The organism is Microcoleus sp. D3_18a_C4 (assembly GCF_036702415.1).
GTDB lineage: Bacteria > Cyanobacteriota > Cyanobacteriia > Cyanobacteriales > Microcoleaceae > Microcoleus.
In genome coordinates, this window is the sequence record NZ_JAUBTI010000151.1 from 1 (window position 1) to 12,091 (window position 12,091).

The 12,091-nt window shown below is 44.4% G+C and carries 19 protein-coding genes; 9 read left to right on the forward strand and 10 right to left on the reverse strand.

What is annotated here, in order from left to right; genetic code table 11:
* Positions 1-62 precede the first annotated feature (62 nt).
* Complete coding sequence (locus QUB16_RS31365) at positions 63-485, forward strand: hypothetical protein (RefSeq protein ID WP_333322156.1); 423 nt, start codon at positions 63-65, stop codon at positions 483-485.
* A 251-nt stretch (positions 486-736) separates the two neighbouring features.
* On the opposite strand, the gene QUB16_RS31370 is transcribed toward QUB16_RS31365, so the two are convergent.
* The 4 genes from QUB16_RS31370 to QUB16_RS31385 all read right to left on the reverse strand — a co-directional run bounded on the left by QUB16_RS31370 (position 737) and on the right by QUB16_RS31385 (position 2,214).
* Entirely contained in the window at positions 737-1,129 is a 393-nt protein-coding gene (locus tag QUB16_RS31370) for a type II toxin-antitoxin system VapC family toxin (protein ID WP_333322157.1), read from the reverse strand.
* A complete protein-coding gene (locus tag QUB16_RS31375) occupies positions 1,130-1,381 on the reverse strand; it encodes a DUF2281 domain-containing protein (RefSeq protein WP_333322158.1) in 252 nt (83 codons plus the stop codon).
* A 246-nt stretch (positions 1,382-1,627) separates the two neighbouring features.
* Positions 1,628-1,993: a type II toxin-antitoxin system RelE/ParE family toxin gene (locus QUB16_RS31380; RefSeq protein ID WP_333322174.1), complete on the reverse strand. Its 366-nt coding sequence runs from the start codon at positions 1,991-1,993 to the stop codon at positions 1,628-1,630.
* Positions 1,957-2,214, reverse strand: a complete 258-nt coding sequence (locus tag QUB16_RS31385; protein WP_333322159.1) for a type II toxin-antitoxin system ParD family antitoxin — start codon at positions 2,212-2,214, stop codon at positions 1,957-1,959. The genes QUB16_RS31380 and QUB16_RS31385 overlap by 37 nt, the downstream gene beginning before the upstream one ends.
* 377 nt (positions 2,215-2,591) lie before the next feature.
* Between QUB16_RS31385 and QUB16_RS31390 the strand changes: the two genes are divergently transcribed.
* The 4 genes from QUB16_RS31390 to QUB16_RS31405 all read left to right on the forward strand — a co-directional run bounded on the left by QUB16_RS31390 (position 2,592) and on the right by QUB16_RS31405 (position 3,954).
* Complete coding sequence (locus QUB16_RS31390; protein WP_333168235.1) at positions 2,592-2,813, forward strand: hypothetical protein; 222 nt, start codon at positions 2,592-2,594, stop codon at positions 2,811-2,813.
* Complete coding sequence (locus QUB16_RS31395; protein ID WP_333304365.1) at positions 2,771-3,133, forward strand: type II toxin-antitoxin system PemK/MazF family toxin; 363 nt, start codon at positions 2,771-2,773, stop codon at positions 3,131-3,133. Before QUB16_RS31390 ends, QUB16_RS31395 begins: the two co-directional genes overlap by 43 nt.
* 226 nt (positions 3,134-3,359) lie before the next feature.
* Positions 3,360-3,611, forward strand: coding sequence for a DUF433 domain-containing protein (locus tag QUB16_RS31400; RefSeq protein ID WP_333238704.1), 252 nt, complete (start codon positions 3,360-3,362; stop codon positions 3,609-3,611).
* Positions 3,595-3,954: a DUF5615 family PIN-like protein gene (locus QUB16_RS31405; RefSeq protein ID WP_333317555.1), complete on the forward strand. Its 360-nt coding sequence runs from the start codon at positions 3,595-3,597 to the stop codon at positions 3,952-3,954. Before QUB16_RS31400 ends, QUB16_RS31405 begins: the two co-directional genes overlap by 17 nt.
* 125 nt (positions 3,955-4,079) lie before the next feature.
* Here QUB16_RS31405 and QUB16_RS31410 read toward each other — a convergent pair whose 3' ends face one another.
* A complete protein-coding gene (locus tag QUB16_RS31410; protein WP_333322161.1) occupies positions 4,080-4,442 on the reverse strand; it encodes a type II toxin-antitoxin system PemK/MazF family toxin in 363 nt (120 codons plus the stop codon).
* Positions 4,427-4,663 (reverse strand): hypothetical protein, encoded by a 237-nt coding sequence (locus tag QUB16_RS31415; protein WP_333322162.1) that lies wholly within the window; start codon positions 4,661-4,663, stop codon positions 4,427-4,429. The genes QUB16_RS31410 and QUB16_RS31415 overlap by 16 nt, the downstream gene beginning before the upstream one ends.
* Positions 4,664-4,802: 139 nt before the next feature.
* On the opposite strand from QUB16_RS31415, the gene QUB16_RS31420 reads away from it, so the two are divergent.
* Both QUB16_RS31420 and QUB16_RS31425 read left to right on the forward strand, forming a co-directional pair.
* Positions 4,803-5,300 (forward strand): TIGR00725 family protein, encoded by a 498-nt coding sequence (locus tag QUB16_RS31420; RefSeq protein WP_333322164.1) that lies wholly within the window; start codon positions 4,803-4,805, stop codon positions 5,298-5,300.
* Between the two features lie 8 nt (positions 5,301-5,308).
* Positions 5,309-5,830, forward strand: coding sequence for a hypothetical protein (locus tag QUB16_RS31425; protein WP_333322166.1), 522 nt, complete (start codon positions 5,309-5,311; stop codon positions 5,828-5,830).
* Positions 5,831-6,006: 176 nt separating this feature from the next.
* Here the strand turns inward: QUB16_RS31425 and wecB are convergent, their stop codons facing one another.
* Positions 6,007-7,119, reverse strand: coding sequence for a non-hydrolyzing UDP-N-acetylglucosamine 2-epimerase (wecB, locus tag QUB16_RS31430; RefSeq protein ID WP_333322176.1), 1,113 nt, complete (start codon positions 7,117-7,119; stop codon positions 6,007-6,009).
* 267 nt (positions 7,120-7,386) lie between these two features.
* Here wecB and QUB16_RS31435 point away from each other — a divergent pair, with 267 nt between their 5' ends.
* A complete protein-coding gene (locus QUB16_RS31435) occupies positions 7,387-7,956 on the forward strand; it encodes an rRNA large subunit pseudouridine synthase E (protein WP_333322168.1) in 570 nt (189 codons plus the stop codon).
* 196 nt (positions 7,957-8,152) lie between these two features.
* On the opposite strand, the gene QUB16_RS31440 is transcribed toward QUB16_RS31435, so the two are convergent.
* Positions 8,153-8,998, reverse strand: coding sequence for a hypothetical protein (locus tag QUB16_RS31440; protein ID WP_333322170.1), 846 nt, complete (start codon positions 8,996-8,998; stop codon positions 8,153-8,155).
* A 196-nt stretch (positions 8,999-9,194) separates the two neighbouring features.
* Here QUB16_RS31440 and ctpB point away from each other — a divergent pair, with 196 nt between their 5' ends.
* Positions 9,195-10,514, forward strand: a complete 1,320-nt coding sequence (ctpB, locus tag QUB16_RS31445; RefSeq protein WP_333322172.1) for a carboxyl-terminal processing protease CtpB — start codon at positions 9,195-9,197, stop codon at positions 10,512-10,514.
* 301 nt (positions 10,515-10,815) lie between these two features.
* Here the strand turns inward: ctpB and QUB16_RS31450 are convergent, their stop codons facing one another.
* Both QUB16_RS31450 and QUB16_RS31455 read right to left on the reverse strand, forming a co-directional pair.
* Entirely contained in the window at positions 10,816-11,253 is a 438-nt protein-coding gene (locus QUB16_RS31450) for a VOC family protein (protein WP_333140329.1), read from the reverse strand.
* Positions 11,254-11,468: 215 nt separating this feature from the next.
* Complete coding sequence (locus QUB16_RS31455; protein ID WP_333245117.1) at positions 11,469-11,978, reverse strand: TIGR02652 family protein; 510 nt, start codon at positions 11,976-11,978, stop codon at positions 11,469-11,471.
* Between the last annotated feature and the right edge of the window lie 113 nt (positions 11,979-12,091).

Below are 12,091 nucleotides of genomic sequence, written 5' to 3' on the forward strand. Positions count from 1 at the left end.
AACTAATTATGAAATGGAACCGAAAAATAAACAATAAAGGTAACTTAGTTAATGCAGTTTAGATGTCGAACAGCTTAGCCCAACAAGTTAATGAAAAATCTCTAGGAAATAATGATAGATTTAAGGATCTATTAAATAGTTCTAGTGCTTGGGAAAACAAGCTCGGACCTGTACGTTTTGATGACGGTAATCTGGGAGTTATTATTCACGGAACTCAACAAGAAGAGATTGGATTGAGGAATTTTTCGATTGATTATAACCCAGCAAAACCAACAGGTAAAACAATTGAGTGGAAAGGTAATTTTACTTACACCCTATATGATGATTTTGCTTTTTCCGAAGCAGATGGTAAGACGCCTGGTTTAGTTGGGTGGGTTTTAAGTCCTGCTTATAAACTGCAAAACTACGGTGCGGCAAAACCTTACAGTATAAAACTTGTTGTTGAGGAACCAATAGAAGGGGGATTGCCTATTTTACTAGCATAAAATACTTATCACTAAAATCGCACAAAGCGATCGCCCTTTTTCAACTATCCGAAAATAGCAAGCGCCCTCGCTCACCCTGACTCACAAAGGCGATCGCCCATAATTCATCAAACGAGCGATCGCCCTTCCTGCATCTGCGTTAATCTGCGGTCAAAAAAGAGCGATCGTCCTTTCTAATAATTCAGAAAGGCGATCGCTCTTCATTCATCCATCTCTAATTTATGGTTAGACAAGAGCGATATGCCATAAATTCAATACCAGTCCGCGATCGCCAGTCCTGAAACTCTCGAAAACTCCTTGACATTGTGAGTAACAAGAGTTGCTTGAAACGAAGCGGCTGTCCCTGCAATCAAAACATCGATCGGACCGATAGGAGTACCTTTTTGCTCCAATTGAGCGCGGATTGTGGCAGCAGCAACAGCACAATCGCGATCGAAAGGAACAACATTAACTCGGCTTAAAAGTTGCTGAAGTTGTTGGGTACGTTTTGCAGGCGAAGTAGATTTAGCAATACCCACTTGCAATTCAAACAGGACGATCGTTGAAATGCCAATTTCTTGAGGAGATACATTGGCAAGGTTTTGGGCAACTTGTCCTTGTCCTTTGAAATAGTAGATTAATGTATTTGTATCCAAAATGTACATCTAAAAGCTCTCCCGCAAAATGTCTTCCCCCGACTCAACACGAATTTCTTCCAGAGTAGGAAAGTCATCTGCCCACGTTCCAGCTAGGGAATAAACCAGTTCCGTCCAAGGAGTTGAAGTATCTACTGTATCGGTGGATTGGTTCTCATTCAGGTACTTGGCACGAATAAACTCAGCGAAAGTGAGAATTTCGCTAGCTTGGTTTTGGGGAAGGGTTTTGACGATCTCGTAAATTTGTTCAATAACAGTCATAATCGGATTATAGATTAAGAGCAGTTTAGCTTTATTTTAGCAATTATAATCGGTTTAGTTCCAAAGGCGATCGCCCTCCCTCACCCAAATTCAGAAAGCCGACCGCCAATAATTCATCGAACGATCGATCGCCCTTCTTACATCCGCGTTAATCTGCATCCATCTGCGGTCACAAAATATCGATCGCCCTTGCTAATAATTCAGAAGGGCGATCGATCTTCAACTTCCCACCTCAAGAGTAAAGATTTATTCATTCTCATCAACATTATCAAAGATATCTTCGATGTCCCGTGCCCCGTGAATCACGCGCAAAATTTCTACCTCTGAGTCTATGAGACGGTAGAAAATCAGATATCTTCTAAAACCTTTAATAGCTTGTTGTCGCACATCGATTAAATTCGGATGAGCAAATTGACAGCGTTTTCCCATTTTCGGCGTTTGGGCCAATTGTTTAAAGGTTTCTTCGGCCGCGACAAGAAAGCGATCGGAAGCATCCATATTATCTTCCGCAATGTAAGTGGCTAATTCAATCAAATCGCCGATAATTTGCGGACGTTTTTGGATCGAGGTCTTTTTTATTCCTGCAACCCCTGATTCTGGGAAATACGCGATCGCACAGCTTGACTAATCTCCATCCAATCTTCCTCCGTCATCGCCGTAGGATTTCCAGATTCCAAACCCTCTAATAACATCGCTTCCAAACGTTCTGAAGCTTTACGTTTTTGGTCTTGGCGAATTAACTCACGAAAATACTCGCTAGCTGTACTATAACCCCCTTGGGCTACCTGTTCTTCTATATAAGTTCGCATTGAGTCAGGCAGAGAAATATTCATACTTGTCACGGGTATTACTTACCTCATTTAACTCGTTATCTTATTATGGCAGATTTTGCCATTTTTTGTCAAGTCTCACACAACGTGTAATTTTATAATAAATTGGAAAGAGCGAGATCCCTTTTTTACCCAGATTCAGAAAGGATCTCGCCCATAATTCATCAATCATGGCGAGATCCCTTGTTGTATCCGCGTTAATCTGCGTTAATCTGCGGTAAAAAAAAAGCGATCGCCCTTAATCAGCCAAATGCAGAAAGGATCTCACTCATGATTCATCAAAAGATCGAGATCCCTTATTGTTGCATTCAACTAACAAAAGATTGTCATTTCAGTCAATTGTTGCTAAAATAATCACAAAAAACTATTCTGATTAGCCAATGAGCGACATCTCTATCAGCTTGCCAGATGACTTACTCACATACGTCAATCAAAAAGCGCCCAACCCCAGTGCTTTGATAGAATCTCTCTTAAAACAATGGCGAAAACAACAAGAAAACCAAGCTTTAGCAGAGGCTTGCAAGCTAATTGACGAATTAGATTTAGGATGGGATGAGGAATGGCAAGCTCAAGCGATTACCGACTGGGAAGCATCTGGATAGCTAGATTCGATCCGTCAGTAGGAACAGAAATACGCAAAACGCGACCTGCGTTGGTCATTTCTGGTACGCTGTTCAACGAGCGGCGCAGCAAAGTGACTGTTTTGCCATTTACATCCGCTCGTCCTCACGATCCTCGGATTTCTGCTGCTGTGATATTAGTACCCGCATCCCCACAAAATGGTTTAGATGCAGATAGTTTGCTAGTCTGTGTCGATCCCATGACTTTCGACAAAACAAGATTAGTACAACAAGTCGGCCAATTGGAATCCGAGCTATTTTCCCAAAGTCAAGAGATTTTGCAGCGCTATCTGGAATTATAGCGATCGTCCTTTCTAATAATTCAGAAAGGCTCTCGCCCATCATTCATCAAAAGAGCGAGATCCCTTCTTGCATCTGCGTTAATCTGCGTCCATCTGCGGTAAAAAAAGATCGATCGCCCTTTCTAATAATTCAGAAGGGCGATCGCTTTTGCTGAATTTATGATATAATTACCCATCAGTTACAGCTACACTTGCCCACTTCTTTTGATATAAAGGAGTAAAGCCCGTGAAAATAGAAGAATTACTGCAAAGAAAAGGGATTATTCACCGCGATCCAGAAATTATGAGCGGTGTCCCCGTATTTGTCGGCACTCGCGTTCCCTTAAAGACTTTTTTCGATTACCTGGAAGGTGAAAGCGGTTTCGCAGAATTTATTAATGATTTTCCTTACCTAGAAAGTCAGGCAATTAAAGTGCTAGAAAATCTTACTAAGATGATGCTGTCGCTAGAAAGTGATTCCAATGCTTATATTGCTTGATGAAAATCTCTTGAGTCAAAAACTTAAGCAGCCTTTCTTAGATGAGGGTCATTCAATCAGCAATGTTTATGACATGGGGTGGAGAGGGCTAAAAGACCGGGAAATTCTGGATCGATCGGAGAATCATCCTTTTGATGTTTTTATCACCGCCGATAAAAATCTTCCCTATCAACAAAATTTAGCAATTCGTGTTATTACAATTGTGGTGTTAGATTCTAGCAGTACGAGACCCGACCATCTTGTACCTTTGATGAGACAAGTTAGCACTATGATATTGTCGCTACCAACGGGTTCCGCAGTTCGCATTAATGATACTGGGGATGTGGTTTCCATTAGTCCTTGATCGATCGCCCTTCTTGCATCCGCGTTAATCTGCGTCCATCTGCGGTTAAAAAAGATCCAGATCCCTTTCTCACCCATATCCAGAAAGGATCTCGCCCATAATTCCTTCTTTAAAAAGTTGAAAAATTACAAAGCAAACACAATTCTGAGAGCTCGATCGATTTTTAGTAAAACCTCTGGCTCAACTTCACCTCGGATATCCACCAAGCGAGAAAAATAATCTATAGGGCGCGTTTGCAAACAATCTGCAAGAGATTTTTTTGTTAATCTATTTGCTTCTGAAGGTTCAATCTCCACATTACTTCTAATCTTGGCTTTTTTTTCACTCCAAGCAGTAATTGGAACCACCTGGATTATGGGAACTCTCTCATTATAAGTATTGTTAGTCACAATAATGCAAGGTCTAATTTTTCCAGTTTCAGAACCCCTAGTAGGGTCAAGATTGACTTCAATAATTAGTCCCCGTGTCAGTTTTATTCCTTCGGCCATTCTTCTAAACCTAATTCCGCCAATTCCTGTAACTCTGTCTCTTCGGCATAGACTTCCGCATAGAGCATCGCCGATTCTTTCAACTGCTCGGTTTCTAACGCTAATTCCAACCGTTGAATCGCTATTCTAACCAATTCACTAGGATCTTTAAATCCATAGTTTTGACAGAGTTCTAAAAATTTTACCTGCGATTCATCTAGTTTAAATGTTTGCTCTTTCATAGTAAAAATACTAAGAAGGTTCGAGAATTTAGTGGTCTCAAAAGCTATTTTTTTAAGCCACTATTTATATAATAACATACATTTGTAGATACTGCAAAAAACTCGCAAGTATTAATAACACCATATCCAGCCCAAAACTATGAAAAAAATCATCATTGGCATCATGGGCCCTGGCGATAGTGCCACCTCAACCGACTTAGAAAACGCCTATCAACTCGGACAACTCATCGCCGAAGCAGGATGGATATTGCTAACTGGCGGCAGAAATGTTGGCGTCATGGATGCCGCCAACAAAGGAGCAAAATCAGCTAACGGTTTAACAGTCGGCATCCTTCCGGGAAATGACACTCGCGGCATTTCTGAAGCTGTAGATATTGCCATTGTCACCGATATGGGAAACGCCAGAAATAACATTAACGTTCTTTCTTCAGATGTAATAATTGCCTGCGGTATGGGGACGGGCACTGCTTCGGAAATCGCCCTCGCTCTGAAAGCTAACAAACAAGTTATATTGTTAAATCACAGCGCCGAAAGTCAAGTTTTTTTTAAAGGTTTAGCACAAATTAACATCTTTGTGGTAAACAATGCTGTAGAGGCTATGAATCAAGCTCGCGAAATCCTAGTAAATTCAAGATGAAATCCAAGATGAGAGTAAGCAAATTCAACTTTTGTGCGATCGGCATTTTTCTGACTTTGGGGATTTTCGTCAGTACCAAAGCAGACGGAAGAATTGCACAGTTCAGTGTCAGCAATAAACCCACTCAAAAATTAGCACAAACCCTCCCTCCTCCTCCCCCTTTCGCACAGCCTGTTACCGAACAAGAAGCGCCACCTATTCGCAGCGAATCAGTGCCGGATCAAATAGCTTTAGCAACCCATTTGCAGACAATCAAAGCTAGACTCTACGGTGCTTACTGGTGTCCTAATTGTCACACGCAACAAGAACTTTTCGGCAAAGAAGCTTTTACCGCTATTACTTACATTGAGTGCGATCCCAGAGGCAAAGATGCTCAACCCGATTTGTGCAAAGCTGCCAATATTAAAGCTTATCCCACTTGGGAAATTCGGGGTAAATATTACACGGGCCGGCAATCTTTGGAAAAACTGGCTATTTTATCCGGTTATAAAGGCAGCAGCAATTTTCTGCAACCAGTTCCCTCTCCTTAAAAATATCTAAATTAGTTAGCACTCGCACGCGCCGACTAAGAAACCGGGTTTTTGAACCGAGATTGACGGTTTTCAGCAATTATTTTGGTTAAAAACCCGGTTTCTCGCCACCCCTGCGTCCATGACTATAAATGTAAGCTGCGGTGGCGCACTTATGCCGAATGATCGAACGGTAGCTAACTAAAATACTCTTCAACAATTTTCAAAATCCGCGAGGCGGCCAAACCGTCACCAAAGGGATTAATTGCCATTGCCATTGCGTTGTATGCTTCGGAATTGCTGAGCAATTCTGTCGCTGCTGCTGTAATTATATCAGAATTAGTACCAACCAGTTTAGCGGTGCCCGCAGAAATTGCCTCTGGTCTTTCTGTGGTTTCTCGCAATACTAAAACAGGCTTGCCCAAACTAGGTGCTTCCTCTTGCAAGCCACCGGAATCTGTTAAAATTAAATGACATCTCTGAATCGCTCCTACTAATTCGGCGTAATCTAAAGGTTCAGTTAAAAAGACTCTCGGATGGTCGCCTAAAAGAGATTTTAAAGGTTCTCTGACTGTGGGATTTCGATGTAGAGGTAAGAGCAAGGCTGTATCGGGAAATTTATCTAAGATTTGGAGAAATGCCCGCGCAATTCCTGCTAACGGTTCTCCCCAATTTTCGCGGCGGTGAACTGTTGCTAAGATTGTACGATGTTTGCTCCAATCTAAGTTAGGAATGTTGCATTCTGGTTGGCGTTTGGCGACAGAAAGCAAGGCATCGATTACTGTGTTGCCTGTGCGGTGAATTTCTCCCAAAACGCCCGATCGCCCTAAATTCTCCGCAGCCAGCTCTGTCGGGGCAAAATGCAGCCGTGTAAGCTGAGATATCAACCGTCGGTTAGCCTCTTCGGGGTAAGGATTGAACACGTCGTCTGTCCGCAATCCGGCTTCTACGTGACCTACGGGTATTTTCTGGTAAAATGCAGCCAAAGCAGCGGCAAACGCTGTGGTTGTATCGCCCTGAACTAAGACGATTTCGGGCTGCAATTCTTTAAACAAGGCTTCCAAACCCTGCAAACTCCGAGATGTAATATCTGTCAAGGTTTGCTGGTGCTGCATAATTGCTAAATCCCGATCGGCTTTTAGATCGAACATTTGCATTACTTGCTCGACCATTTCTCGGTGCTGACCCGTTAAAATTACTTGGGTGTCAAAGGTTGGCGAACTTTTGAACAGTTGAATTACTGGGGCTAGTTTAATCGCTTCTGGGCGAGTTCCTAAGACGATGCAAACGCGGTGAGTGGCTTCGGGCATGGTAAAATTAGATGTAAGTTTATTGATACTTCGTGGAACAGGCATCTTGCCTGTTTTTGACATTGTTGCAAGATGTCAGTTTATACTCACATCTTGCACCATTCTTAAGAACGGGCAAGATGCCCGTTCCACAAAAACTCAATTTTATTGTGAAACAGGCATCTTGCCTGTTCCTAAATAGGTAATTGACAATGATGCAATATCTCCGTTGATACCTATTCAGTTAATATTAAAACCAAATCGTAGATTTTTAAGCGTTAATTTGTTATGCCCTATCGGTACATTTTATTTTACAAACCCTATGATGTTTTAACTCAATTCACTGACAACTCAGGGGAAGCTAAACGCAGCACTCTCAAAGATTATATTCCTATTCCTAACATTTATGCAGTAGGAAGGCTCGATCGCGATAGTGAAGGTTTGTTGCTGCTAACCGACGATGGGCCCCTTCAGCACCGACTTAGTGACCCGAAATTCGCTCATCCCCGCACTTACTGGGTGCAAGTTGAACGAATTCCTGATGCAAGTGCGATCGCCGCTTTGCAGACAGGTGTCACAATTCAAGATTATCGGACTCGATCGGCAAAAGTGCAATTATTGTTAGAAGAACCCGCTTTGCCGCCCCGCGAACCGCCGATTCGATTTCGCAAAAACGTGCCGACAGCTTGGCTGGAAATGACTCTCACAGAAGGCCGCAACCGCCAAGTCCGCAGGATGACCGCAGCAGTAGGGTTTCCGACGCTGCGGCTGGTTAGGTGTGCGATCGGGCATTTGCGTCTCGAAGACCTCAAACCCGGTGAATGGCGCGAACTAACTCAAGCCGATTTGAGATTTTAGATTTGAGATTTTAGATTGGGGAATTACAGTCAACCGCCTTGACATTTAGGACATTCTTGATATCTGAAACTATTACTGCGACTGCATTTCCCTTCTTCCTTCTTCCGACTTCCATCGGACTGAAATCTGTTACATCCGTTACATCCGTTACATCCGCCCTTGCGAATCCGTTGCCGAACTTCCTTCTTCCTTCTGCTTACTTTCGAGGCGGCAAAATAAAACTCTCGTTTCCATCCTTATCTTTTTGCACCTGAGCTCCCAACTTGACAAGAGCTTGTCTCGCCCTTTGACGCACCAACTTATCAGTTGTTTGAGCATAAACCGTGCTCCAAGCATTAAACCGCACCGGCACGCTATCGGGATCTCGGCGCAAAAACTCAGCAGTTGCTCGAAACATCTGCGCCAATTTCGACCATTCCGGGTTTTTTTCCACCCAATCAGCGGCCATTTCGTGAGAGCGAATTGACTCGGGAATATCCCCCAACAGCAGCAACTCATCAATACCTTTAGTTCGCCACACTATCCACGATTGGGAATGAAGTTGCGGCGAAAGGGAAAGAGCGCTAGTACCGCGCTCTATAAACTCAACAGCAGTTTCAGGCTTTCCTTGATAAAAAGAAATAGCTGTGGAAAGAAACAGGTAGATGTCAGCCCACCTGGGGTCGCGCCGCGTAACTATGTCAAAATAATCTTGGCTCAGATTGTAGCCCGTCACATCTCGCGCTTCGTCGTCGCCAAAATACTGCAAAAATTTGAGAAATGTCCAATCTGCAATTAAATTGTCAAACCCAAAACTAGGGATTGTTTTGAGCATTTTTAGCCGCAGGGCTTCTTGCTGCGCTTCTTGCTGTGCGGCTCGCTTGAAACTGGCAGCAGACATTGCAGAGGGCGACTTTGGCCCCTGAACGCCAACTGGGGACATTCCGCCCAACTGCCCGCTAGACTGCATGGCGACGACCCCCGCCAGCGCTGCTAGGCCGATAGCTCCATTAACGAGCAGGCTCAACCACTTACGCGAAAATTGTTCGATTTTAGCTTCCACGGCACTTTATAAATCCAAGTTTTAAATTAAGTTTATTGAAAGAGAGTAATAATTGGTTGGCGATCGACTAAAAATCTCGTTAAACTGTCCAAAGGGATGGTGGAGCCTCCACACAATAGTTTAAGTAGTAGTGTGAGATTTTTTAGCAATATAAAATCTCAAATCAAAAATCTAAAATCGAATTGAGCCAAATTCAATGAATCAAGCCCGCAAACGCTTTTCAAAGTTACAGGCAGCCCTGTTCAGTGGGGCGATGGCAACAACCGCTTCGATATCTTTGCTCGTTCCCGGCCTGAGTCAATCAGTCCGCGCCGAGCTTCAAGATAGCCCCAAAGCTGTCTTAGACGAAGCTTGGCAAATTGTGAACCGAGAGTATGTTGATGGCAGCTTTAACAAGACTGACTGGCAATTGACCCGCCAAGAACTGTTGAGCAAAAACTATACCTCTCGCGAAGCTGCTTACACCGCTCTCCGTAAAGCTTTGGAGAAGTTGGACGACCAGTACACGCGCTTCATGGACCCGAAGCAGTACGAAGCGCTGACGAATCAAACCTCTGGGGAACTGACAGGGGTGGGGATGAGGCTGGAAGAAGACGAGAAAACGAAAGCGATTAGGGTAGTCGAGCCGATGGAAAATTCCCCGGCCCTGAAGGCAGGGATTCTAGCGGGCGATACGATTTTGGTGATTGACGGCAAAACTACCAAAGGCATGACTGTCTCGGATGCGGCTCAGGTAATTCGGGGCGACGAAGGTACGAAAGTCACGCTGCGGATTGCTCGTGAGGGCAAAAGCGAATTTGACATCACTCTGACTAGGGCGAGAATTGAGGTAGCAGCGGTTCGCTACAGCCTCAAAAATGAAGGCGGTAAGAATGTGGGTTACATCCGTTTGCAAGAGTTTAGCTCGCACGCGGGCGAACAAATGGAGGCGGCGATTAAAAAGCTCTCGGCTCAGAAAGCTGACGCTTTTGTTTTGGATTTGCGGGGGAATCCCGGCGGTTTGCTGCGAGTGAGCATTGATATCGCTCGGATGTGGATGGATACAGGGGCGATCGTCCGCACAGTCGATCGCGCGGGCGATTCTCAGGAAATGAAGGCAAATCGCACTGCGCTCACTGACAAGCCTTTGGTGGTGCTCGTGGACGATAACTCGGCCAGCGCCAGCGAGATTTTGGCCGGTGCTCTGAAGGACAACAAGCGCGCAACTGTGATGGGCGGCCAAACTTTTGGCAAAGCTTTGGTGCAGTCGGTGCATTCTTTGGCTGACGGTTCGGGATTGGCGGTGACGATCGCTCACTACTATACTCCCAACGGTACGGATATCAGCCACAAGGGCGTTACTCCCGATGTTAAGGTGGAAATCACCGACGAACAAAAGCTGAAATTAGCTAACAAACCGATGTTGGTTGCGACTCAGGACGATCCTGCTTACGCGCAGGCGATCGCACTTTTGCGAACTACCGCTTCGTCTCCCCCTCCCGTAACCGCTAATGAGGCTCTTGTTCCTAAAAAGTAAGTAGTTGAAACCGTAATTTATTAACCATAAGGATTAAGATGAAGCCCGCGTCAGCGGGTTTTGTTTTTATGCTTATGGTTATGGGTTATTAAGTAAATTTAGGTGATTTAATGTAAGATGCAGATGGTTGAAAAGCTTGCTCTATGAGCATTATTCCTTCTTCCTTCTACTTAAGTTATTGGTGAATTTATCTCCTGATTAAAGCACATTAGTGGGATGGGAATTTTTTAACCGCAGATATCAGCAGATGAACACAGATGGACGCTGATGGGATTTCTGAGGTGTTTTAGCTCTGAGTTAATTAGTCATTCATGCGCCGGATAAACTCTAAGGGCAAACCGTCTGTATCGGCAATAAAAGCTACTTCGTAAACATTTTGCCCGATCGCCTGTTGAGTCGGTTCTAATAAAACTTTCAAAGCTTGAAACTGGTTTGGTTGGTCTTTAGCAGCTTCTTCAAACCGTTCTTTCAGAGACTGCAACCAGCTAGGTAAGTCAGTTGTCGCCTCAGTTAAATCGAAAGATAAATGATAATATCCAACATAATGCTCGTCTCCGAAAGCATCCGGTGCGGGTTTTGGTTCCGGGATTTGAATTAGTTCGATGCGTCCGTTGAGACCTTCCATCCAACAGGCTAGGGTGTAACCTGTGGTGAAGCGATCGCTCACAGTAAATCCCAACTGTTCGTAAAAGGCGATCGCCCGGTGAATGTTAGCAGTGCGAATCGAGGCGTGGTGCATTCGATTTTAGATTTTAGATTTTAGATTTTAGATTGGGGAATTGGCCAAACAGGGCATTGGGCATTGGTTGCTATCGCCAAAACATTCTAAAAAACCTTGGGCAAATGACAACCAACAAATAACTAATGACTAATAACGAATAGACCTCTCCCATAATTATTGTGGAACAGGCATCTTGCCTGTTCAAAACTGTCTTTTTGGGAGATGTCTAATAACTATTCAAACAACCGAAAATAGGGATATCTAACCGGAACTCCCGGCTCTTTTTCCAAATCAAAATTAATCACTTCCCAGCAAGGGTCCTCTTGAGGATCGGGGCTAAAATCCACAGGCAAACCGTACAGCCTCGGCCGGGGCGATTCCGACTGGCCGCGCCAAGGGGTGCTGCGTTCCAAATAAGCGCTGATTAAGTCCCGATAGCGTTGGGCAACGATCACGCGAGTTGCTCGGTAGCCTTGAGTATAAAGTCGATCGAGCGCTTCGTGAATTTCAAACCGAATCCCGTCCGGGTGCGTGTGCTGGCGATACCATTCATTCTCCCAGCGGCGCCAGTGCCGCCCAGACTGAAGGTGAACCAGTTCCCCCGTTTTTGGATCTGCCTCAAATGCCCCGTGACGCGGACACAAATAGGTATCCGTGAGCGTTAGAGCCGGAATTGTTTGGCGACAGTGGGGACACTGAATTTCCGGGCCAAACATCGGGTATTGCAAGGCAACTTCAATCATTTATTTGCGTCCCAGCATATTTTCTCTGCAAAAGTCGTTAGAGTCGATAGGGGCATTTCTACCCCTACCTCTCCTTCAGAACCGGACGTGAAACTTTCGCTTCATCCGGCTCC